Origin of the sequence: Kribbella sp. HUAS MG21 (assembly GCF_040254265.1) — a bacterium.
Lineage (GTDB): Bacteria > Actinomycetota > Actinomycetes > Propionibacteriales > Kribbellaceae > Kribbella.
Map to the genome: position 1 here is coordinate 452,440 of NZ_CP158165.1, position 20,978 is coordinate 473,417.

The following is a 20,978-nucleotide window of genomic DNA, read 5'->3' on the forward strand; positions in this document are numbered from 1 at the left end:
GCGACACCAGGAATCCGTTGCGCCGGATCCTGGTCTGGATCTCCGGCGCGTCGGCCGGGCTCGGCGCCGCGCTGGTCACCACGGTGCCGTTCGCGGGCGCCGAGCTGATCGACATCTCCCGTCGCGGCGGTACGCCGGGAACACATCACGTGGCGGCCGATCTCGCCGACCCGCAGTCGTGGCCGCTCGTGGACAAGGACTTCCGGCAGCGGATCGGTGCCGGCGAGCCGGAGTTCGCGATCTTCATCCATAACGCCGGCACGCTGACCCCGCTGGGTCCCGCGGACCGCGTCGACACCGCGGAGTACACGCGCAACGTGCTGCTGAACTCGGCCGCGGCGCAGGTGCTCGGCCACTCGTTCCTCAGCGCGCTGTCAGGCCGGGACTGCGAACAGCATCTGATCATGGTGTCCTCGGGTGCGGCGACCAATCCACACGAAGGCGAATCCAGCTACTGCGCGGGAAAGGCCGCGATCGACCAGTGGGTCCGCGCGGTCGGGCTGGAGCAGCAGCACCGAAGTCCTGGCTGCCGAGTCCTGTCCGTGGCACCCGGCCCGGTCGACACCGCCATGCAGGCAGAACTCCGCGCGGCCACGCCGGACGCCGTACCCGTGTCCGGCCGGTTCCGGGACCTGCACGCCCGCGGTGGACTCGCGCCACCGGAAACCGTGGCGCGAGCGATCTGGGCACTGCTCGACCGCGACCTCGACAGCGGCACCGTCCTGTATCTCCGAGACCTCGACTAGTTCCGCGCCAGTCGGTGGATCTGGTCGCGGGTCGCCGGGTACAGCTCGGTGTAGGTCCGGAAGAGCGTCTCGTACGTCGTAGCGGTCGACGGATCCGGCTCCACGGCGTGGTCCGGCCGGGTCCAGTCGGTGTCCGGAGAGACCGCTCCGACGCCGATCGCGGCCAGCAGCGCGTCGCCGTACGACGCACCGATGGTCTGCCGCGGCACCGTCTGGCGGATGCCCGCGACATCGCTCACGATCCGCGCCCACAGCCCGCCCTGGGTACCGCCGCCGACCGCGACGATGCGCCCGGCGGTGTCCACGGCGCCGAAGACGTCGAGGATCTGCCGCACCCCGCAGGCGATCCCCTCGTACGCCGCGCGCAGCAGATGGCCGCGTCCGTGGCGCAGCGTGAGCCCGGCGATCACACCGCGGGCCAGCGGGTCGTAGATCGGTGTGCGTTCCCCGCTGAAGTACGGCAGCAGCACCAGCCCTTCACTCCCGGCGGGCACCGCGGCCGCCTCCTCGAGCAGCGTCTCGAACGGCGCACCGCCGGTGAGTTCCTGCAGCCACGTGGTGACGGTCCCCGAGGTCGCCATCCCGGCTGCCAGCGTGTGCGATCCGCGCTCCACCCCGGACGTCGTCCACAGCCCGCGCACGATCGTTGGTGTCGCCAACACCTGGACGAAGAACATCGTCGAGCCGTACATCAGCATCAGGTCGCCTGGACGCCGGACGCCGACGCTGAACGCCTCCGCCCACGCGTCGACGGTCCCCGCAACAACGGGCGTGCCCTCGGCCAGACCCGTCTGCTCGGCGGCGTCGCGCCGTACGACGCCTACCTGCTCTGACGGCCATACCAGCCGCGGCAGGGCGAGGCCCGGCAGGACAGCCTGCACCCAATCCGATGCCCAGTCCTGCTGGTGAATGTCGTAGAACGGGTCGCACTGGCTCGCGGTGTGGTGGTCGAGCACCCACTCGCCGGTCAACTGCGCGACGACGTACGTGTGCGCGCTGAACCACCGGTCCGCCGACCGCCACGCGTCGCCGGCCGCGCGCCGCAGCCAGGCCAGCTTCGGCCCGATCGCCTGGCTGGACAGCTCTTTCCCGCAGCGCTGGAGGATCGCGTCCGCGCCCAGCCGCTCGGTGAGCTCGGCGATCTCCCGGGTAGACCGGGTGTCGACGCCGTACAGGATCGCCGGTCGCCGCGGCCGCAGGTCGTCGTCGGTCTGGACGACGCACGGGCCGAGGCCCGACACGCAGACGGCGACGACATCGGTGGTGTCGAGCTCGGCGAGCACCTGCACGACCGAACCCCACCAGTCGCGCTCGGCGTCCATCTCCGCCCAGCCCGGCTGCGGCAGCGACGGTGCGTGGTCGCGGCGGGCGACCGCCACGACCTCACCGTCGAGCGTGCTGCGGACCGCCTTCGTGCTGCCGGTCCCGATGTCGACGCCGATGACGAAGCTCATCCCGCAATTGTCCAGGTGTACGGCGACCCGGCGGCCAGAGACACCTCCTCGCGACGATCCCGGTGCCGGAGGCTCACGGTGGTGTCCCGGTCGGCCGTGAGTACGGCGGTCGCACCCGCCGCGGACCAGCTGAGGTCGACCCCGATCCCGCCGCGGGCGCGCAGTCCGGTGATCGCGCCTTCCGGCCACGCGGACGGAAGCGCCGGGAAGATCTCGAGCTCGCCGGTGTGGCTCTGCAGCAGCATCTCGGCGATCCCGGCCGTGGCGCCGAAGTTGCCGTCGATCTGGAACGGCGGGTGCGCGCAGAACAGGTTCGGGTACAGGCCCGAGCCGTCGCCGACGTAGTCGGTGCCGGAGTCACCGGCCGGGGTGAGGAGCTCGCGGACCAGGCGGTGCGCGGCGGCGCCGTCCCGAAGCCTTGCCCACAAGGAGATCCGCCACGCGAGCGACCAGCCGGTGCTCTTGTCGCCGCGCAGCTCCAGGGTGCGGGCGGCTGCCGCGGCGAGTTCCGGCGTACCGTCCGGGGTGATCTGGTCGCCGGGGTGCAGGCCGATCAGGTGCGAGGTGTGCCGGTGCAGCGGCTCGGCCTCAGGCAGGTCCTCGAGCCATTCCTGTAGTTGCCCGCGGCCACCGATCCGCGGTTCCGGAATACGTTTTCGCGCACCGGTCAGCTCGTCGGTCAGCGGGTCGGCGAGGCCGAGGTCGGCGGCCGCTCGCGTGCAGCGGTCGAAGAGGTCGGCGATCAGCGAGAGGTCCATCGTCGCGGAGGTGGTGACCGAGGCGGGTTCCCCGTCGGCGGCGAGGAACTCGTTTTCCGGCGACGTCGACGGCGCCGTTCCGAGCGTTCCGTCCGGGAGTTCGATCAGCCAGTCGAGGCAGAACTCGGCGGCGCCGCGGAGGATCGGCCAGACGTCGCGGAGGTACTCCCGGTCGCCGGTGAACGCGTAGTGGTCCCAGAGGTGCCGGCACAGCCAGACGCCGGCCATCGGCCAGTTCGACCACTTCGGGTTGCCGTCGACGGGCGCTGTCCAGCACCACGCGTCCGCGTTGTGGTGCGCCGTCCAGCCGCGGACGCCGTACAGGTCGGTCGCGGTACGGCGTCCCGCGACGGCCAGGTCGCCGACGTACCTGAGCAGCGGCTCGTGGCACTCGGACAGCGACGTGGTCTCGGCGGGCCAGTAGTTCATCTCGGTGTTGATGTTGACCGTGTAGTTGCTGCTCCACGGCGGCTGCAAGTGCTCGTTCCAGATTCCCTGCAGGTTCGTCGGCAGGCCGCCGGGGCGCGAGCTGGAGATCATCAGGTAGCGCCCGAAGTTGTAGATGAGCGCGGCCAGCCCGGGGTCGTCGCCGGCTTCGACGAGCCTCCGGTCAGTGGTCAGGTCGGTGGTCGAGGGAAGCGTCAGCACCGAACGACGGAAGAGCCCTTGGTAGTCCGCGACATGCTCGTCCCGAAGCACGGCGCGGTGCTGGAATGCCGCGCGGACGTAGGCGTCCGCCGCCTCCCGGCATTCGGCGGCTGTGCGCCGTGGCGCGACGTGCGGGCCTGCGTAGCCCGTGGCGGTGGAGAGGACGACGAACACCTCGGTCGCATCAGTGACGGCAAGCGCTTCATCCGTGGCCACCACAGCCCCGTCGGTCCGCACCCGCAGGACGACGGCCGCGGTCATCCCACGGTCCTCACCGTCGGAGTACTGCACCGGCTCGTCCGCTCGCCCGTGCGGCGGCGCGACCGACGACGGGCAGGTGGCGAGCAGCGCGAGCCCGTCGTCCCCGACCGCCTCCGTCGTCGCGCGGAGCTGCGACGTCAGCCCGAGCGCCACGCTGATCGGCCGCGATGCACCCAGACGTAGGATCAATGCCTGCGCCGGCGCACTGACGTAGACCTCCTGCCACACCACGGCGCCGTCGACCTCGTACTCGGCCCGGGCGACCGCGCTGTCCAGGTCGAGCCGCCGGCGGTACTGCGTGACCTCACCGGCGCCGGGAAAGTCGAGCAGCAGGTCGCCGAGCGGCAGGTACGCCTGCGAATGACCGCTGTGGAACCCGTGCGCCAACTCTTCCGCCAACCTGACATCGCCGGCTGCCACCGCAGCCCGCACGCGCTCCAGCGCAGCCGCGCCGACCTCGCCGATCGGTGTCGCCAGCCGACGGGTCGTCGCCGGGCTGCCCGACCAGCAGGTCTCGTCGTTCAGCGCGATCCGGTCCTGCCGGGTGCCGCCGAACCACATCGCCCCGATCCGGCCGTTGCCGAGCGGGAGCGCCTCGAGCCAGTTCGCCGCGGGCGCGTCGTAGGTCAGCTCGGTGGCGGCCGCAGTCATCCGATCTCTCATGCAGCGATCCTCTCCCGCCCGGCGCCCGGCTCGCGAGCGGGGGTCCGGCAGGTGAGCAGGAGCGCTCAGGCCGCCTTCGCGAACTGGGTCGCGTAGAGGTCGGCGTACAGCCCGCCGCGGGCGATGAGCTCGTCGTGTGTGCCGCGGTCCTGGATCCGGCCCTCGTCGAGGACGAGGATGACGTCGGCGTTGCGGATCGTCGAGAGCCGGTGCGCGATGACCAGCGACGTCCGGCCGACCAGCGCGTTCGCGAGCGCGGTCTGGACGGCGGCCTCGGACTCGGAGTCGAGGTGCGCGGTCGCCTCGTCGAGGATCACGATCGACGGCGACTTGAGCAGCAGCCGCGCGATGGCCAGCCGCTGGCGTTCACCACCCGAGAGCCGGTACCCGCGATCGCCGACCACGGTGTCGAGACCGTCCGGCAGGCTGTCGACGAGCGTCGCGATCTGCGCCGCCTCGAGCGCCTCGCGCAGCTTGTCGTCGGTCGCGCCGGGGCGGGCCAGCAGCAGGTTCGAGCGGATCGTGTCGTGGTACATGTGCGAGTCCTGCGTGACCACACCGATCATCGCTCGCAACGAGCTCTGGGTGACCGTGCGTACGTCGTACCCGCCGACCAGGACGGCTCCGCCCGTGGCATCGTACATCCGGGAGACCAGTGCCGACAGCGTGGACTTGCCGGCGCCGGACGGCCCGACGACGGCCACCATTTGTCCGGGCTCGACGGTGAACGTGACGTCCCGCAGTACCTCGTCCCCGGTCTCGGCCGACAGCGTCGCGACCGACTCGAGCGAGGCCAGCGAGACGTCCTTCGCGGACGGGTAGTGGAACGACACGTGATCGAACGCGATCGAGGGCTCGGCATCCGCCGGCAACTCCTTCGCGTCCTTGCGGTCGGCGACCATCGGCTCGAGGTCCAGCACCTCGAGCACCCGCTCGAAGCTGACCAGCGTGGTCATGATGTCGACCTGGATGTTCGACAGCGCGGTCAGCGGCCCGTAGAGCCGGTTCAGGTACGCCGTCAGCGCGACGACGGTGCCGATCCCGAGCATCCCCTCGACGGCGAAGACCCCGCCGACGCCGTACACCAGCGCGACCGCGAGCGCGGCCACGAGCGTCAGCGAGACGCGGAAGATGCCGGCGTACATCGAGGTGGTGACACCGATGTCGCGGACCCGGGCGGCCTTCCCCGCGAAGTCCCGCGACGAGTCCTGGGTGCGGCCGAAGACCTTGGCCAGCACCGCGCCGGCGACGTTGAAGCGCTCGGTCATGGTCTGCGCCATCGTGGCGTTCAGCTTGTAGGTCTCGGCCGTTGCCTCGCGCAACTTGCCGGCGAGCAGCCGGGCCGGGATCACGAACAGCGGCAGGACAACCAGGGCGAGCAGCGTGATCTGCCACGACATCACGAACATCGCGGCGAGCACCAGCGTGACGCTGAGCAGGTTGCTGAGCACGTTCGAGAGCGTGGAGGTGAAGGCCTGCTGGGCGCCGAGCACGTCGCCGTTCAAGCGCTGGATCAGCGCGCCGGTCTGGGTACGGCTGAAAAATGCCACAGGCAACTGCTGCACGTGGTCGAAGACCGCGGTCCGCAGATCGTAGACGAGACCTTCACCGATCCGCGCCGAGAACCAGCGCTGGGCGAGCGTGATCGCGCCACTCACCAGCGCGAGCGCGGCGACGACCAGGGCCAGCCACACGACCACCTCGGCGTGGCCGGGCACGATGCCCTTGTCGATGATCGCGCGGAACAGCAGCGGGGTGGCGGCGCCGGCGGCCGCGTCGAGCGCGACGAGCACCAGGAAGACGGCCAGGTAGCCGCGGTACGGGCGGGCGAAGCCGAGGATCCGGCGCAGCGTGCCCGCGGAAAGCTTGTGGTGCCGGACGGAGGAGTCCTTCAGCAGCGACCGCATCGCGCGACCGCCGCCGGCTCCCCCGCCCGGAAGTCCGGAGATCTGTGACATGCAGATCCTTTCCGTGGACGGACAGATATACTGAGGTTAACTCACTATGAGTCAACCTCACAAGATCGCCGTACCGTCCGCCGACCATTAGGCTCTCCCCCATGCACGCCCCCGACGACCCCGCCGAGCAGATCGCGGCGCTCCTGGACGGCATCGTCCGGCAGCAGCGGCGGGCGTCGCGGGAAGGCTTCGGCGACAGCGTCACGCACGGGCAGTTCCGGGTCCTGCGGACGCTCGACAAGGCGGACGCGCCGCTCCGGCTCAGTGAGCTCGCGGCACAACTGGGCATCGTGCCGCGGTCCGCGACGTCGGTCGTGGACGACCTGGAGGCGGCCGGTCTCGTCGCGCGACAGCCGGACCCGCACGACCGGCGGGCGACGCTGGTCGACCTGACCCAGGACGGGCGGCAGATCCTGACCACCCTGCGGCAGAACCGTCGCGACGTCATGGCCGGTCAGCTGGCCCGGCTGAGCGCCACCGACCAGAAGACCCTCATTCGGCTACTGCACCGGCTCGCGGAGGTTCCGGAATGACCAACTGGCAGGCTCCGGTCCGGCAGTCCCGGCCGGTGCTGACCTTCGTCGGAGTCGGCCTCGTCGTGGTCGGGCTGGTCATCAGCGCGTTCTTCCTGCAGGACCTGCTGCGCGCGCTGCCGTCGTCGCCGACGCGCGTCGACGGCCGGCCGGTCACGCTCGACGGCGCCGGTCTGACGATCTTCTCGACGACCAAGAACGCCACAGGGAGTTGTACGGCGACCGACGCGCAGGGCAGCCCGATCGCACTGGAGAAGCCGTCGCGGCACGAGCAGTGGGACGCCGGCGACGCGCTGTACTACGTCGTCGCGCACTCGGTCGCCGAAGTACCGGCGCAGACCGTCACGGTCGCGTGCACGGACACCGAAGCGGCGTACTTCGTGGGCCGGCGGCATACGGCCGACGTGTTCCTGAAGCCGGCATTGTCGGCACTGGTGGCGTTCTTCGTCCCGGCGGCGATCGGCGCGGGCCTGATCGCCGTGGACCAGGTCCGGCGCCGGCGTCGCGCCCGTTCGTGAGCACGACGCCGGCCCGGTCAGGACGCCGGCCTCGAAGGCGTGGTCAGGCCTTCTTGAGGTGGGCGATCATGCCCTCGAGGTCCTCGATCATCCGGTTGGCGCGGACCACGTGACCGCCCGGCTCCTCGTGGGCGGTGAACGGGATCCCGGCCTTGTGCAGCGCCGCCCGGAACTCGCGGTGGCCCGCCAGGACCTGGGTCTCGTTGGCGTAGTCGAACGGGTCGGGGCTCGGGCTGGTGCCGGCCACCAGGAAGATCCGCTTGCCGCGGTACCGCTCGAGGTTCTCCATCGGGTTGTCGGCGGTCACCCGCTTCTCGTCCCACAGCGGGGCGCCGTAGATCGTGCCGCCGGCGAGCTCGACGGCCGCCGAGGACACGTTCGCCCAGTGCACGACCAAGCCCGCGTCGCGACGGATGCTGGCGGGACCGGAGTGCGAACTGACGGACGCGAAGTGTCCGTAGTACTTCGCCGTGTACTTCAGCGCGCCGAAGCCGCCCATCGAGAAGCCGGCCACGGCACGGCCCGCGAACTCGGCGTGCGTGCGGAAGTTCGCGTCGACCCACGGGATCAGCTGGTTGATGTGGAAGTTCTCCCAGTTGCGGGGCCCGGAGTTGCTGCTCACCGGGTTCGAGTACCAGCCGGCGCGGCCGCCGTCGGGCATCACGATGATGATCGGCTTGCCCGCGCTCCAGGCGCGGATGCCGAGCCGGTCGAACTGGATGAAGTCCTGGTTGCCGCCGTGCAGCAAGTACGCGACGGGGTACCGGCGTCCGCTGGTGTGGTAGTCGCTGGGCAGCAGGACGTTGACGCCCGGGGCCCAGCCGATCTGGTCGGTGCGGAACCGGTAGTACCACATCCGCGGATCGTCTTCGTTCCGCTCGGTGATGTGCAGGCCGAACCCGTCGTCGGCCGCGTTCGCCGCGGCGGAGGTGGCCAGAATGGTGCCGGCGCCGAGGCCGGCGGCGACGGTCAGCCCGCCGGCGGCCTTCAGCATCGTGCGCCGGGTGGGGCGTGGTGCGCTCACCATGATCTCCTGAGGAGTAAGGGACAGAACTATCACCGTCGGTGACGGTGACGATCTAAGTTAGTAGCATAACTTTGGGGTCAGCCCCAGCAAGGAGCCTCGTGACAGCGAATCCGCCCCGCCGGAAGACCGGCGGCCGCCAGGCGCAGATCAGCGTCGCGGACATCGAGCGGGAAGGCCTGCGGCTCGGCCTCCCGAACCTGACCGTGAACGGCGTCGCGACCGCGCTCGGCGTCAGCCCGACCGCGCTGTACCGGCACGTCGACGGCAAGGTCGGCCTGGAGGCGCTGGTCGGCGAGGCGATCCTGCGCGACCTGCACATCGTCGACGACCCCGCGGACGACGTGGAGGCGCATCTGCTGTCGTTCGCGCAGCAGGTGCACGCCTTCGTCCTCGACCATCCGGGACTTGCGGCGTACATGCAGGGGCTGTTCCCGCGGGGCGAGTCCGGGGTCCGGCTGCAGCGAGAGGCGATCGAGGCGCTCGGGCGGCGCGGTTACAGCCCGGCGGGCGCCGTCCTGATGTCGGGGACCGTCGCGTCGCTGGCGATCAACCTGACGGCGGCCGAGGAGCGGCATCGCCCGTACGTCGACGGTCCGCTGCGGCGCGAGCTCGACAAGGTGTACGCGCTGCTCGCCACCGACGAACTGCTGCTCGCCGCGCACCAGGAGCTCCCGCAGATCACGTCCGAGCCGTACTTCCGGATGGTGATGACCGGGTGCATCCGCGGCCTGGTCGCGGCCGCGCCGCCGCACCGCCCGGTGCTCGAGATCCTCACCGACCTCGGCCTCGAGGAGTAGCCGGCCCGGTCAGTGGTCGGCGCGGTGCGTGAAGAACCGCGCCGGGTCGCCGGCGGCGCGCGGGTTGGACGCGAGCCAGCTGGCGAAGGACTCCGGATGGCGGCGTTCGAGCTCGTCCAGGTAGGCACGCCGTACGTCGGCCATCGCCTGCCGGCGGTCGGCGGACGTGGTGCGCTCGAGCTGCGTGAAGCTGCGCCGCCAGGCCAGGCACAGCTCCTCGTCGCTCAGCTCGCCGACGCTCCGGACCACGGCGGTCAGGTACTTCGGCATCGGCCAGTCCTCGTCCTGGTGCCGCGGCTCGGCACGCCGCGGTACCAAGCGCTTCGATGCCTTGGGCAACTTGATCGGCTGTCGCCGCTCGGTGCGCGCGGGACGGTCGGCGGAGCCCGCACGCAACCAGCCGACCACCGGCGGGGACACGCCGACGACCAGGAGCAGCAGCGTCAGCGTCCGGAGCCCGATCGCGGCGGCGTACCCGCAGACCGAGATCACGCACAACCCGCCGATCACGGCGCCGCGCGGTACGACGCGGAGCAGGTCGGTGTTCGGCAGGTCCCGGCCGAGGCCGACGCTGAGACAGACCGCGCCGATCGTGAACGCGGCGACCAGGAAGACCGCGAGGTTGGTCGCCGGGGCCACGAACACCAGCGCCGCCAGCACTCCGATCGTGGCCAGCAGACCCACGGCTGCCCGCCAGATCCGCTCGTACAGCAGTCCGACGCCCACCATGCTCACCCAGTGCCCATCGCCCGGTCACCCAACCGGTGACCTCTCCAGTGTGACTCGCAATCGCCCGGGAGTGAAGCAGTCCGAGCCCTCGATGCGTTGACGTGCAACCGGTTGCATGCTGGAATCACGGGCATGATGCGAATCGCCGTCGCCGGGGCCGCCCACCCGCATGTGGCCTATGCCACCGCGGAGGTCGACCAGGGCACCGGGTACGAGCTCGTCGCGGTCGCCGACCCGGAGCGGGCGACCGCCGAGAAGTGGGCCGCGCCGTACGGCGCCCGCGTGTTCACCGACCACCGGGAGATGTTGCGCGCCGTCGAGCCGGACGTGGTGATGGTCGCCGGGATCTACGGCGATCGAGGCCGGGTCGTCGTCGACGCGCTCGACGCCGGGTGTCACGTCATCGCCGACAAGCCGCTGTGCACGACGCTCGAGGATCTGGACGCGATCACCGCGGCCGCGGCCCGCAGCGGGCGGCACGTGACCCTGCTGCTGGAGAAGCGCTACTACCCCGTCACGCTCGCCGCCCGGGAGCTCGCCGGACGGCTCGGCACGATCCACGGCGTGACGTCGTCCGGGCCGCACAAGCTCAACCGCCCGACCCGCCCGCCGTGGTTCTTCGAGCGATCGCGGTACGGAGGCCTGCTGAACGACCTCGCCGTCCACGACATCGACGCCGGCCTGCTCTTCACCGGGCTGACCGGCGGGACGGTCAGCGGCGCGATCGTGGACGGTCTGTACGGCGTCGCGACGCTGAGCGGACCGGGTGCGCTGATCACCGCCGGCGTCGACTGGCTGACGCCGGCCGGCTCGCCGGTGCACGGCGACTACCGGATGAAGCTCGTCGGCACCGAGGGCACGGCCGAGCTGCTCTGGGCCCGGAACCGCCTCGTCCTCACCACGACCGACGCGGCGCCGCACGACGTACCACTGCCGGCCGGGTACCGGCCCGCCGAGCTCCCGCTGCGAGCGCTTGCCGAAGGCAACGAACCGGACATCGGCACCGCGCGCGGCCTGCTGGCGACGCGGCTCGCGCTGCTCGCCCAGCAGTCCGCCGAGAACGGCGGCGTACCCATCAGCTGGACCACCGCCTAGACCATCGCCTCGCCCCCACTGAAGAGAGGTCCTATGCGTTTCGCACTGATCGGCGCCGGCGTGATCGGCGCCGTGCACGCCCGCCTCGTCGAAGCTCTCGGCGACGACGCCGCCCTGGCCGCCGTGGTCGACCGGGACCTGGACCGGGCCGGCAAGCTCGTCGCGCAGTACGGCGGCCGCGCGTACGCGACACCGGCCGAGGCGTACGCGGCGGAGGAGATCGACGCGGTCGGGATCTGCCTGCCGAGCGCCCTGCACGCCGACGCGGCCGTCGAAGCCCTCCGCGCCGGCAAGCACGTACTGATCGAGAAGCCGGTCGACATCACCCTCGAGGCCGCGGACCGGGTGATCGAGGCGCAGAAGGCGACCGGCCTGACCGTGTCCGTGGTCAGTCAGCGCCGGTTCCAGCCGGCGGTCGCGCAGATCCGGGCCGCGATCGACACCGGCGCCCTCGGCCGCGTGACCTCGGGCCTCGCCGAGTCGGCGTTCTTCCGGCCGCAGTCCTACTACGACGGCGACGGCTGGCGCGGCACGCTCGCGATCGACGGCGGCGGCGCCCTGATGAACCAGGGCATCCACGCCCTCGACCTGCTGGTGTGGATGCTCGGCCGCCCGGTACAGGTCACCGCGCAGACCGCGCGGCTCGCCCACGAAGGCATCGACGTCGAGGACCTCGCCGGCGCCTCGATCCTCTTCGAGAGCGGCGCGATCGGGATGACGCTCGCCAGTACGGCGGCGTACCCGGGACGCCCGGTCCGGCTGACGATCCACGGCGACCAAGGGACCGCCGTACTCGACGACGACGAGTTGGCGTACTTCGCCGCGGCGGACGCCGAAGCACCCGAAGCGCCGACGCTCGCGGGACCGGACGGTTGGAGCCCGACCGAGCTCGCGCATCTCGCGCAGTACCGCGACTTCGTCGACGCCGCCCGCGAGGGGCGGCCGCCGGCCGTGACGCTGGAGGCCGGGCGACGTTCGCTGGCCACGGTGCTTGCCGTGTACGAGTCCGCCCGCACCGGGCGCCCGGTCGACCTGGAGGACTGACCCATGCCGCTGCGTGTCGCCCTGGTCGGCACCGAGAACAGCCACGCCGACCACATCGTCGAGCACCTGAACGTCCACCCGGTGTCGGACACCGCCCGGATCGTGGCGCTCGTCGGGCCCGACGACGAACGCAACCGCAAGCTCGCCGCCACCGGCGGGATCACCCAGGTGGTGCCGACGTCGACGGAACTGCTCGGCAGCGTCGACGCCCTGATCGCCACCAACCGCGACGGCGCGCTGCATCGCGAGCACGCCGTACCGTTCCTCGAGGCCGGCGTCCCGGTGTGGGTCGACAAGCCGCTGGCGGCGAGTACGGCGGACGCCCGGGCGATCCTCGACGCGTCGCGGCGCGGCGGCGCACCGGTGACGTCGTACTCCGCGGTGCGATGGGTCGCGGACGCCGACGCACTGGCCGCGGCCGACGTCGGCGACCTGCAGACCGTCACGGTCACGGGCCCGGCCGACGAGGACAGCGAGTACAGCGGGATCTTCTTCTACGGCATCCACGCCGCCGACCTGGCCCAGCGCCTGGCACCGGGCGAACCGGGTCCGGTCACGGTGGAACGGATCGGCTCGACAGTCGTCGTGCGGTACACCTGCGCCGGGGTCCTGGTGACGCTACAACTGGTCAAGCCGACAGACACCGGTCGCGTACCGTTCCACGCCGAACTCGTCGGCCGCACGGGCCTCGTGAGCAGCGACGTACGCCTCGATTCGGAGTACGTCCTCCCTGGCCTGAAGATCTTCCTGAAGATGCTGGAAACCGGCGAGCGCCCCCTCGACGACGCAACGATGCTGGCACCGATCACGGTGCTGGAGCAGGTGTGAGGCCTGCCCTCACACACTTCATGCCTGTGCCGTTCCACAGGTATGAACAAGTACGAGCGACGAGTGGCCGGTGCCGACTGGGATGCGGTGGCGGCTGAGGTCGATGAGCTCGGGTGTGCGTTGCTGCCGCAGTTGGTGACGGCCGCGGAGGCTGGGCGGATCGCTGGGTTGTACGACGACGTGCAGCGGTTCCGGGCGACGGTCGACATGGCGCGGCATCGGTTCGGGGAGGGGCAGTACCGGTACTTCCAGCAGCCGTTCCCGGAGGCGGTGGACGCGCTGCGGCACGCGTTGTATCCGCGGCTGCTGCCGATCGCGCGGGACTGGTACGCGAAGCTCGGTCGGGAGGCCGAATGGCCGGACACGCTGGATGAGTGGCTGGAGGTTTGTCATCGGGCGGGGCAGACGCGGCCGACGCCGATCCTGCTGCGGTACGGCGCCGGCGACTGGAACGCCCTGCACCGGGATCTGTACGGGGACAAGGTGTTCCCGCTGCAGGTCGTGATCAACCTGAACGAGCCGGGGGTGGATCACACCGGCGGCGAGTTCCTGCTGGTCGAGCAGCGGCCGCGGGCGCAGTCGCGGGGTACGTCGACGCTGATCCCGCACGGCCACGGTCTGGTGTTCACGACCCGCGATCGCCCGGTGCAGTCGGCCCGCGGCTGGTCGGCGGCGCCCGTCCGGCACGGTGTGTCGGCGATCCGCTCAGGACAGCGCCATACGCTCGGGCTCGTCTTCCACGACGCGAAGTGACTACTCCCCGGCTGCAAGCGCCGAGCAGATGTCCCACGCGGCCTGCTGGAGAAGGGCCGCCATGTCGGTCGTGAGTCCCTTCACCGGTACGTCGATCCCGACCGGGTCCTCGTTCAGCAACGCGATCAGGAACACGCATGCCGCGAGATAACTGCCCGCGAGCGCCGGGTGGCTGTTGTCCGCGTCGTGCAGCACCGGTTCGTCGTACTGCGCGAGGAACCGTTCCCACACCGTCCCCACCGGTACGAGCGTGGCGCCGAGCTCGGCAGCGGCTCCGCCGTACGCCTCGGTGAGGGCCCGCTGGGTCTCGGGCGCGTTCCGCCGCGCCCACGTCTCGTAGAACGCCGTACGCGCACCGGCCGCGGCGATCGCCTTGCCGAAGTCGCGCGCGCTGTCGCGGAAGCGGTCCGGGCTCTTGATCGGCAACGTGCTCTGCTCCTGCAGTACGACGGTGTCGAAGCCGCCGCTCGCCAGCGCGTCGAGGGCCTTGCCGGCGTTCAGGTGCTGGCGCAGCGAGGCACCACCGGCAGAGATCAGCTTGTGTTCGAGGTCGATACCGCGCGCGCCGGCCAGGCCCTTGAGCAGACCGGGCAGGTTGTTCCGCGAGGTGAAGCTGTTCCCGACGAAGAGAATTCGCACGACACGGACGCTACTACTCCCTAGGCCCGGCTGCGCGGGTGCACCATGTCCTCGCACAGTCGACACGGCGAGAAGTTCATGAAGAATCTGTGGCTGGAGTTCAAGGCGTTCGCGCTCGGCGGCAACATGCTGGACCTGGCGCTCGGCTTCATTATCGGCGCCGCGTTCGCCGCGGTGGTGGAGAGCCTGGCCGGGAACGTGCTGATGCAGCTGGTGGCCGCGATCTTCGGGGAACCCGACTTCAGCGGGCTGATTTTGAACCTGAACGGCGCGGAGATCAAGTACGGCTCGTTCCTCACCGACATGCTCTCGTTCCTGCTGCTCGGCGTCGTCCTGTTCGGCCTGGTGAAGCTGCTGAAGAAGGCCGGCCTCGGCAACTTCCGCGCGCAGGGCCAGGCGGAGTGCCCGTACTGCAAGGAGTTCGTCTCCGTCGACGCGATCAAGTGCAAGTGGTGCACGGCGGACATCGACCCGGCCCAGGTGGAGGAAGAGGACGCCGCCCTGCTCGCCAAGCGCAACCCGCGCCCGGAATCGGTTTGACCGGCGCGCCCCGCGAGTTGTTGGCTGGCGGGGTGAGCGAACTCCGGATCGTCGAGGTCACCGACGACACGACGCTGCTGCACTGGCAGCAGGTGCACAACGAGATCATCCCGACGGCGCCGCTGTCGGTCGCGGAGATCCGCGAGCGCCTGACGCGGAACGTCCTCGAGGTGGCGTACGACGGTGACGTCCTGGTCGGCTGCTCCACGGTCCGGCCGCCGTCGGCGGAGACCTCGGCCGCGGTGGTGATCGCCAGGGTGCTCCCGCCGTACCGGCGTCGTGGTTTCGGCGAGGCGATCTACCAGCACTGCCTGGCCCGCGGACAGGAACTCGGCGACGGCATCGAGACGCACATCCTGAAGAGCAACGAGGACGGGCTGCGGTTCGCGAAGGCGCACGGCTTCGTCGAGGTCGAGACGTACCTGCTGCCCGGCGACACGATTCCGTTCGTCGAACTACGGCTGGAGGCGTGACGATGCGCTTCTCGGTCAACATTCCGAACTTCGGGGACTTCGCCGACGCGCGCACGGTCGCGCGGGTCGCGACCGCGGCCGAGGAGGCCGGCTGGGACGGGCTGTTCCTCTGGGACCACGTCGTGCACAGCAAGGAGCAGCGGCGCGGGCAGCCGTTCGGTGACCCGTGGATGCTGATGACGGCGGCCGCGCTGGCCACGTCGCGGATCAAGCTCGGCCCGCTGGTGACCCCCGTCGCGCGGCGGCGGCCGGAGCAGCTCGCGCGGCAGGTCGCGACGCTGGACGGACTGAGCGGCGGCCGGGTGATCTTCGGCGCCGGGCTCGGCGGGCCGATCGACGACGAGTTCGGCAGCTTCGGCGACACGACCGACCCGAAGGTGCTGGCCGAGCGCCTCGACGAGGGCCTCGACCTGCTGGCGGCGTACTGGTCCGGCGAGCGCGTCGACCACGCCGGGAAGCACTACACGGCCACCGCCGTGGAGTTGCTGCCGGCAACGGTTCAGCGGCCGCGGCCGCCGGTCTGGATCGCCGGGTACTGGCCGCGCAAGGCCCCGATGCGCCGCGCCGCGCGCTGGGACGGCGCGGTGCCGCTGTTCCTGACCGCGAACCACGGCGAGGCCCCGCCGGTCGAGGAGTTGCGGGACCTGGTCGGTTTCCTGGAGCAGCAGCGCACGGACCGGAGTACGCCGTACGACGTGATCGTCGGCGGGATCAGCCCCGCGGACCCGGCCGCCGCCCGCGCCCTGATCGAGCCGCTCGCCGAGGCCGGCGCGACCTGGTGGGACGAGCGGCAGCTGCTCGGCGGCTCCGACTTCTACCGCCTCGAACCGGTCCTGCGCCGCATCGAACAAGGGCCGCCAACTCTCGGATAGGCCCGGAAAACTAAGCTGGCGCGCATGAGCGACGACCATCCGTCCTGCTGTGCGCCCGCGCGGACCTCGCCGGTACCGTCATCGGCACAGTCACCGGCACAGGCCCCGGTGCCGGCCGGGCGTGGGGAACACGGGATCGAGCAGGTCGTGCTCCGTGGTGGCATGTTCGCGATGGGTAACGACAACGGTGACGAGAACGCCGGCGACGGCGAGACTCCGGTCCACGAGGTCGAGGTCGCGCCGTACAGCATCGACGCGACCAGCGTGACGAACGCGGACTTCGCGCGGTTCGCCGACGCGACCGGCTACCGCACCGAGGCCGAGATCTTCGGGTACTCCGCGGTGTTCCATCTCGCGCTCGCCGCCGAGCCGGACGAGGTGATGGGCCCGGCGTCCGGCACCCCTTGGTGGGCCGGCGTGCGCGGCGCCGACTGGCGGCACCCGGGCGGCTCACGCTCCGACCTGGACGGCCTCGACGACCACCCGGTCGTGCACGTGAGCTGGAACGACGCTGTCGCGTACTGCCGGTGGGCAGGGCGACGGCTGCCGACCGAGGCCGAGTGGGAGTACGCCGCCCGCGGCGGTCTCGAGGGCAAGCGGTACCCGTGGGGCGACGAGCTACTCGGTGACGACGGCGAGTGGCGGTGCAACATCTGGCAGGGCGAGTTCCCGCGGGCGAACACCGAGGAGGACGGCTTCCTCACCACCGCGCCGGTGCGGACCTTCGAGCGCAACGGGTACGGGTTGTGGCAGATGGTCGGGAACGTCTGGGAGTGGTGCGAGGACTGGTTCGGTCCGCGGTACTACAAGTTCTCGCCCGCGCAGAACCCGCCCGGCCCGTCACTCGGCGCGGCCCGGGTGATCCGCGGCGGCTCGTACCTCTGCCACGACTCGTACTGCAACCGCTACCGCAACGCCGCCCGCTCGTCGAACACGCCGGAGTCCTCGATGGGCAACGCCGGCTTCCGTACGGTCGGCCTCACGCGTCCTGAGTGACGGCCGAGCGCCGCAGTCCCGGCGTACTGGCGGCGACCGCGGCCACCGCCGCGACGCACAGCAGGGCACCGGAGGCGAGTGAGGCCACGGGCGAGGTGAGTTGCGCGACCACACCGCCGCGCAGGTTGCCGAGGTCCGGCCCGGCCTGACCGACGATCTGCTCCGCCGCGCTGACCCGGCCGAGCAGATCGGACGGCGTGTGCAGCTGGACGATCGTACTGCGGGACACGACGGCGACGGTGTCCGCGGCGCCGGCGACCGCGAGCCACAGCAACGCCAACCAGGCCGAGGGCGCGAACGCGAACAGCAGCAGGGCGATCCCCCAGACGGCCGAACCGCACAACATCACCAGCCCGTGCCGCGGCAGCCGCGTGAACGTGCCGGAGAACAGCGACGCGACCACGCCGCCGACCGCGATCGCGGTGAGGAACAACCCGAGCGTCCGCGGATTGTTGCCGAACCGCTCCGCGTTGAGCACCGGGAACAGGCTGATCGGCATCGACAGCACGGTCGCGGCCAGGTCCGTGATCAGCGCGCCGCGGATCACCGGCGTGGCCACGACGAACGTCAGTCCGTCCCACACCCCGCGCAGCCCCGGCTTCGCGGTCGACTCGAGCTGCATCCGGGGCAGGCCGAGGACGCCGTACAACGCGGCCAGGAAGGTCAGCGCGTCGACCAGATAGCAGACGCCGACGCCCCAGGCGCCGATGATCACGCCGCCGAGCGCCGGGCCGAGCAGCATCGCGCCCTGGAAACCGATCCGGTTGAGCGCGAGCCCGGCGGCCAACTGGTCACGCGACAACAGCTTCGGCAGGACGGTTCGCGCGACAGGTCCGGCGGTCGCACCGAGGGAGGCCTGGACGGCGACCAGCGCCAGCAGCACACCCACGGGAACGCGGCCGATCACCAGTTGACTCGCCATCACGCTTGCCACGAGCAACTGCCCGAGGGTGGTGACCAGGTAGATCTTGCGCCGCTCGAGGCGGTCGACGAGGGTGCCCGCGAACAGGCCGAGCACGATCAGCGGCAGAGCCTGGGCCAGCCCGACCGCGCCGGTCCACGCCGGACTCGACGTCTGGTCCCAGACCTGGAACATCACCGCGACGAAGGTCAACTGGCCGCCGAACCCCGACAGCACCTGCCCGATCCACAACCGCCGGTAGGTCAGCACGCGCAGCGGACCCAGGTCGATGAACGCCCGCTTCACTGCTGGTTCCCGAGCTTCTCCGAGATGCGGTCGTGGAAGCTCTTCCTGGCCAGGGCCTGCTCGACGTCCTGGACGACCTGGCTCATCGGGTACGGCAGCTCGGCCTCGAGTTCCGCGATCGCGGCCTCGGTCGCGCGCCACTCGGCGGCCAGCAGGTCCACGAGCTTCTTGGACTTGGCCGTGAGCGTGACCTGCTTGCTCCGCGCGTCCGCGCCCGGCACCGTCCGGACCAGCCCGGCGGCCCGCATCGCCGACACCTTCTGGCTGAGCGCGGAATGCGTCCGGCCGATCGCGTCCGCCAGCTCGGTGATCGTCATCGGGCCCTTGAAGTGCAGCTGCAGCAGCTCGCGCACGTACGTCGGCTTGAGCCCGGTGATCTGCCGGTCGGTGTAGACCTGCCCGATCTCGGCGTCCATCCGGGCCAACAGGTCGTGCAGCGGCCGCCACAGACTCTGTTCGCTGGGATCGTCCATAGCCGCATCATAACAGCACTTATATAAGCACTGTCACATCCGGCCGCTGCCAGACGACGGCGTGCTGGCTGCCGACGCGCTCGAAGCGGCCACGCGGGAACACCGCGCCGTACGCCTGCTCGAAACCCGGCCGGCTCAGGTACCGGTCGCTGACCCGGTGGTCGAGCCAGTCGCCGGTCGCCAGCCGGAAGATCTCCCAGGCGTGCGGATTGCGGCGGGCCAGGTTGCGGGCGAGCTTGCGGACCTCGCCGCCGTACAGCCACCAGCGCGGGTTCGCGGGGCGCGGCGAGACGGTGTCGGCGAGGGCCGCCCGGCCGCCGACGGCGACCAGGGAGCGGATGTGCCGGAGTACGGCGGGGAGGTCCGGGACGTGGTGCAAGGTCGCGGAACTGGTGACGAAGTCGTACTGGCCGCTCGTTTCGAGGATGCCGGCCGCGCGATAGCTGACGTTCGGGCGCGGACGCTTGCGCCGGGCGAGGTCGATCATCGGGGCCGAGAGGTCGACGGCGTCGACGTGCTCGAAGTACTCCGCGAGTACGACGGCGTGCCGGCCGGCGCCGCAGCCCAGGTCGAGCGCTCGGCGCCGGCGGTCCGGGAGGACGGTCGGGAGCCAGTCGGCGACGGCGTCGGGGGTCAGTTCGCCGAGCCGGTCATACCGCTCCGCCAGATGATCGAACGACTGGTCGCGCTGCATGCCGGTTGGACGCGGCGCGGCGGGAGATGGTTGTGGCGGCGAGGGTGGCCGAGACGAGGCTGATCGCGGCGACGGTGGCGAAGCCGTAGCGGGTGTCGGAGCGGTCGGTGACGGCCGCGGCGATCAGCATGACGACGACGGTCGCGGCGAGACCGTACGCGTTCGCGATCCCGAACGCGCGGCCGACCCGCGACTCGTCCACCGAGGTCATCAGCAGCGAGCGCGTGGCGATCCGCGACTGCCCGAACAGGAAGGCGCCCAGCAGGACGAGACCCATCAGAGCCGGTACGCCGAACAGCGGCTGGAGCGCGAACAACGCACTGCAGAGCAAGAATCCACCGACGGCCAGGCGCAGGTCGCCGAACCGCGTTGCGGACCGCCGGTAGGCGGCGGCAGCCAGCAAGAACCCGAGCCCGCCGACCGCGTCGACCAGACCGAGGACCGCCGGCCCGCGCTGCCATTCCCCGACGAGCAGGACAGGCAGCAGCGCGTTGAACACCGTCACCACGACCAGCCCCTGCCCGAACAGCACCGCGAGCGGGACCAGCGGAAGCCCCTGCACCAGGACCGGCTCACGATGGGTTGTCTCCGGTACTTCGCTCACGCGGCCGCGACCGATCAGGAACACCAGGACCGCCGACAGCACGAACGTGACGGCATTGAAGGTGAAGAGCGCCTGCGGGCCGAAGTACTGCAGCGCGACGCCGCCGAGGGCCGCGGACAGGAGCATGCCGGACTGCAGCGCGATCTCGTAGTGGGCGTTGAAGCGCCGCAGTTGTGCAGTGGGGACCCGTTCGCGGACGAGCGCGGCGCTGGCCGGGGTGAACTGGGCGGCGATCACCGCGAGCGCGAAGTTGGTCGCGTAGACGAGCGGTTGCTGGGACACCCCGAGCGCCAGGCCGATCGGGAGCGCGAGTGCGGCGACGGCGCTGAAGACGTCGCACGCGACCCACAGGCGGCGCCGGTCGAAGCGGTCGGCGAGACGGCCGAAGTACGGCGAGAGCACTGCCTGCGGGACGGCGACGGCGATGAAGAGCCAGCCGACGTCGAGCATCGAGCCCTCCGCCCGGACCAGCAGCAGCGCGGCGCCGAGGAGCTGGATGTTGTTGCCGAGGGACGTGATGAAGGCAGCCGGCAGCAGCAGGCGTGGTCGCGAAGTCACGTGCTCGACGATGCCAGCGAACGCTGACAATCCATGGCAGTGATTCTTTTTCGCTACTGCGGTTGCGGAAATGTGCTACCTTGTTTTCGACACTGCAGTAGCGAAAAGGA

General features: G+C 70.9%; 22 protein-coding genes. 12 read left to right on the plus strand and 10 right to left on the minus strand.

What is annotated here, in order from left to right; all coding sequences use genetic code 11:
- Positions 1 to 17: 17 nt before the first annotated feature.
- Complete coding sequence (locus ABN611_RS02095; protein ID WP_350278028.1) at positions 18 to 746, plus strand: SDR family NAD(P)-dependent oxidoreductase; 729 nt, start codon at positions 18 to 20, stop codon at positions 744 to 746.
- Here the strand turns inward: ABN611_RS02095 and ABN611_RS02100 are convergent.
- The 3 genes from ABN611_RS02100 to ABN611_RS02110 form a co-directional block, all read right to left on the minus strand.
- On the minus strand, positions 743 to 2,200 hold the full coding sequence (locus ABN611_RS02100; RefSeq protein ID WP_350278029.1) for an FGGY-family carbohydrate kinase: 1,458 nt from the start codon (positions 2,198 to 2,200) through the stop codon (positions 743 to 745). The two genes, ABN611_RS02095 and ABN611_RS02100, sit on opposite strands and share 4 nt — an antisense overlap.
- Entirely contained in the window at positions 2,197 to 4,530 is a 2,334-nt protein-coding gene (locus ABN611_RS02105; protein WP_350278030.1) for a glycoside hydrolase N-terminal domain-containing protein, read from the minus strand. Before ABN611_RS02105 ends, ABN611_RS02100 begins: the two co-directional genes overlap by 4 nt.
- Positions 4,531 to 4,595: 65 nt before the next feature.
- Positions 4,596 to 6,488 carry an ABC transporter ATP-binding protein gene (locus ABN611_RS02110; protein ID WP_350278031.1) on the minus strand — a complete coding sequence of 631 codons (1,893 nt, stop codon included), beginning with the start codon at positions 6,486 to 6,488 and terminating at the stop codon, positions 4,596 to 4,598.
- Between the two features lie 101 nt (positions 6,489 to 6,589).
- On the opposite strand from ABN611_RS02110, the gene ABN611_RS02115 reads away from it, so the two are divergent.
- Together ABN611_RS02115 and ABN611_RS02120 are read left to right on the plus strand one after the other, a co-directional pair.
- Positions 6,590 to 7,021, plus strand: a complete 432-nt coding sequence (locus ABN611_RS02115; RefSeq protein ID WP_350278032.1) for a MarR family transcriptional regulator — start codon at positions 6,590 to 6,592, stop codon at positions 7,019 to 7,021.
- Positions 7,018 to 7,539 (plus strand): hypothetical protein, encoded by a 522-nt coding sequence (locus ABN611_RS02120; RefSeq protein WP_350278033.1) that lies wholly within the window; start codon positions 7,018 to 7,020, stop codon positions 7,537 to 7,539. Before ABN611_RS02115 ends, ABN611_RS02120 begins: the two co-directional genes overlap by 4 nt.
- Positions 7,540 to 7,582: 43 nt before the next feature.
- Here ABN611_RS02120 and ABN611_RS02125 read toward each other — a convergent pair whose 3' ends face one another.
- Positions 7,583 to 8,563 (minus strand): alpha/beta hydrolase-fold protein, encoded by a 981-nt coding sequence (locus tag ABN611_RS02125; RefSeq protein ID WP_350278034.1) that lies wholly within the window; start codon positions 8,561 to 8,563, stop codon positions 7,583 to 7,585.
- Positions 8,564 to 8,664: 101 nt separating this feature from the next.
- Between ABN611_RS02125 and ABN611_RS02130 the strand changes: the two genes are divergently transcribed.
- Positions 8,665 to 9,363, plus strand: a complete 699-nt coding sequence (locus tag ABN611_RS02130; RefSeq protein ID WP_350278035.1) for a TetR/AcrR family transcriptional regulator — start codon at positions 8,665 to 8,667, stop codon at positions 9,361 to 9,363.
- Between the two features lie 9 nt (positions 9,364 to 9,372).
- On the opposite strand, the gene ABN611_RS02135 is transcribed toward ABN611_RS02130, so the two are convergent.
- Positions 9,373 to 10,098 (minus strand): hypothetical protein, encoded by a 726-nt coding sequence (locus ABN611_RS02135; protein ID WP_350278036.1) that lies wholly within the window; start codon positions 10,096 to 10,098, stop codon positions 9,373 to 9,375.
- Positions 10,099 to 10,224: 126 nt separating this feature from the next.
- On the opposite strand from ABN611_RS02135, the gene ABN611_RS02140 reads away from it, so the two are divergent.
- From ABN611_RS02140 to ABN611_RS02155, 4 genes are read left to right on the plus strand one after another with little or no spacing between them, the layout of a single operon-like run.
- Positions 10,225 to 11,187: a Gfo/Idh/MocA family oxidoreductase gene (locus ABN611_RS02140; RefSeq protein ID WP_350278037.1), complete on the plus strand. Its 963-nt coding sequence runs from the start codon at positions 10,225 to 10,227 to the stop codon at positions 11,185 to 11,187.
- A 33-nt stretch (positions 11,188 to 11,220) separates the two neighbouring features.
- Positions 11,221 to 12,231 carry a Gfo/Idh/MocA family oxidoreductase gene (locus tag ABN611_RS02145; RefSeq protein ID WP_350278038.1) on the plus strand — a complete coding sequence of 337 codons (1,011 nt, stop codon included), beginning with the start codon at positions 11,221 to 11,223 and terminating at the stop codon, positions 12,229 to 12,231.
- A 3-nt stretch (positions 12,232 to 12,234) separates the two neighbouring features.
- Positions 12,235 to 13,059: a Gfo/Idh/MocA family oxidoreductase gene (locus ABN611_RS02150; RefSeq protein WP_350278039.1), complete on the plus strand. Its 825-nt coding sequence runs from the start codon at positions 12,235 to 12,237 to the stop codon at positions 13,057 to 13,059.
- 42 nt (positions 13,060 to 13,101) lie between these two features.
- Complete coding sequence (locus tag ABN611_RS02155) at positions 13,102 to 13,812, plus strand: 2OG-Fe(II) oxygenase (RefSeq protein WP_350278040.1); 711 nt, start codon at positions 13,102 to 13,104, stop codon at positions 13,810 to 13,812.
- On the opposite strand, the gene ABN611_RS02160 is transcribed toward ABN611_RS02155, so the two are convergent.
- On the minus strand, positions 13,813 to 14,451 hold the full coding sequence (locus ABN611_RS02160) for a hypothetical protein (RefSeq protein ID WP_350278041.1): 639 nt from the start codon (positions 14,449 to 14,451) through the stop codon (positions 13,813 to 13,815). It abuts the gene before it with no gap.
- A 78-nt stretch (positions 14,452 to 14,529) separates the two neighbouring features.
- Between ABN611_RS02160 and mscL the strand changes: the two genes are divergently transcribed.
- Genes mscL through ABN611_RS02180 form a run of 4 tightly spaced genes read left to right on the plus strand, consistent with a single transcriptional unit; the run spans position 14,530 to position 17,332 of the window.
- Positions 14,530 to 14,991: a large conductance mechanosensitive channel protein MscL gene (mscL, locus tag ABN611_RS02165; RefSeq protein WP_350278042.1), complete on the plus strand. Its 462-nt coding sequence runs from the start codon at positions 14,530 to 14,532 to the stop codon at positions 14,989 to 14,991.
- A gap of 32 nt (positions 14,992 to 15,023) precedes the next feature.
- Positions 15,024 to 15,464, plus strand: a complete 441-nt coding sequence (locus tag ABN611_RS02170; RefSeq protein WP_350278043.1) for a GNAT family N-acetyltransferase — start codon at positions 15,024 to 15,026, stop codon at positions 15,462 to 15,464.
- A gap of 2 nt (positions 15,465 to 15,466) precedes the next feature.
- Positions 15,467 to 16,336, plus strand: coding sequence for an LLM class flavin-dependent oxidoreductase (locus ABN611_RS02175; RefSeq protein ID WP_350281584.1), 870 nt, complete (start codon positions 15,467 to 15,469; stop codon positions 16,334 to 16,336).
- A gap of 24 nt (positions 16,337 to 16,360) precedes the next feature.
- Positions 16,361 to 17,332, plus strand: a complete 972-nt coding sequence (locus ABN611_RS02180) for a formylglycine-generating enzyme family protein (RefSeq protein ID WP_350278044.1) — start codon at positions 16,361 to 16,363, stop codon at positions 17,330 to 17,332.
- Here ABN611_RS02180 and ABN611_RS02185 read toward each other — a convergent pair.
- From ABN611_RS02185 to ABN611_RS02200, 4 genes are read right to left on the minus strand one after another with little or no spacing between them, the layout of a single operon-like run.
- Positions 17,316 to 18,539: an MFS transporter gene (locus tag ABN611_RS02185; RefSeq protein WP_350278045.1), complete on the minus strand. Its 1,224-nt coding sequence runs from the start codon at positions 18,537 to 18,539 to the stop codon at positions 17,316 to 17,318. The two genes, ABN611_RS02180 and ABN611_RS02185, sit on opposite strands and share 17 nt — an antisense overlap.
- Positions 18,536 to 19,012, minus strand: a complete 477-nt coding sequence (locus ABN611_RS02190; RefSeq protein WP_350278046.1) for a MarR family transcriptional regulator — start codon at positions 19,010 to 19,012, stop codon at positions 18,536 to 18,538. The genes ABN611_RS02185 and ABN611_RS02190 overlap by 4 nt, the downstream gene beginning before the upstream one ends.
- Before the next feature lie 19 nt (positions 19,013 to 19,031).
- On the minus strand, positions 19,032 to 19,706 hold the full coding sequence (locus tag ABN611_RS02195; RefSeq protein WP_350278047.1) for a class I SAM-dependent methyltransferase: 675 nt from the start codon (positions 19,704 to 19,706) through the stop codon (positions 19,032 to 19,034).
- Positions 19,663 to 20,868, minus strand: coding sequence for an MFS transporter (locus ABN611_RS02200; RefSeq protein WP_350278048.1), 1,206 nt, complete (start codon positions 20,866 to 20,868; stop codon positions 19,663 to 19,665). Before ABN611_RS02200 ends, ABN611_RS02195 begins: the two co-directional genes overlap by 44 nt.
- Between the last annotated feature and the right edge of the window lie 110 nt (positions 20,869 to 20,978).

What these genes read in the sequence shown, in the direction of transcription:
- ABN611_RS02115 (WP_350278032.1), top strand. Translation starts at nt 6,590, where the DNA reads ATGCACGCCCCCGACGACCCCGCCGAGCAGATCGCGGCGCTCCTGGAC.
- ABN611_RS02180 (WP_350278044.1), top strand. Translation starts at nt 16,361, where the DNA reads ATGAGCGACGACCATCCGTCCTGCTGTGCGCCCGCGCGGACCTCGCCG.
- ABN611_RS02120 (WP_350278033.1), top strand. Translation starts at nt 7,018, where the DNA reads ATGACCAACTGGCAGGCTCCGGTCCGGCAGTCCCGGCCGGTGCTGACC.
- ABN611_RS02190 (WP_350278046.1), bottom strand. Translation starts at nt 19,012, where the DNA reads ATGGACGATCCCAGCGAACAGAGTCTGTGGCGGCCGCTGCACGACCTG.
- ABN611_RS02100 (WP_350278029.1), bottom strand. Translation starts at nt 2,200, where the DNA reads ATGAGCTTCGTCATCGGCGTCGACATCGGGACCGGCAGCACGAAGGCG.
- ABN611_RS02195 (WP_350278047.1), bottom strand. Translation starts at nt 19,706, where the DNA reads ATGCAGCGCGACCAGTCGTTCGATCATCTGGCGGAGCGGTATGACCGG.
- ABN611_RS02105 (WP_350278030.1), bottom strand. Translation starts at nt 4,530, where the DNA reads ATGAGAGATCGGATGACTGCGGCCGCCACCGAGCTGACCTACGACGCG.
- ABN611_RS02150 (WP_350278039.1), top strand. Translation starts at nt 12,235, where the DNA reads ATGCCGCTGCGTGTCGCCCTGGTCGGCACCGAGAACAGCCACGCCGAC.
- mscL (WP_350278042.1), top strand. Translation starts at nt 14,530, where the DNA reads ATGAAGAATCTGTGGCTGGAGTTCAAGGCGTTCGCGCTCGGCGGCAAC.
- ABN611_RS02145 (WP_350278038.1), top strand. Translation starts at nt 11,221, where the DNA reads ATGCGTTTCGCACTGATCGGCGCCGGCGTGATCGGCGCCGTGCACGCC.
- ABN611_RS02155 (WP_350278040.1), top strand. Translation starts at nt 13,102, where the DNA reads ATGAACAAGTACGAGCGACGAGTGGCCGGTGCCGACTGGGATGCGGTG.
- ABN611_RS02175 (WP_350281584.1), top strand. Translation starts at nt 15,467, where the DNA reads ATGCGCTTCTCGGTCAACATTCCGAACTTCGGGGACTTCGCCGACGCG.
- ABN611_RS02140 (WP_350278037.1), top strand. Translation starts at nt 10,225, where the DNA reads ATGATGCGAATCGCCGTCGCCGGGGCCGCCCACCCGCATGTGGCCTAT.
- ABN611_RS02110 (WP_350278031.1), bottom strand. Translation starts at nt 6,488, where the DNA reads ATGTCACAGATCTCCGGACTTCCGGGCGGGGGAGCCGGCGGCGGTCGC.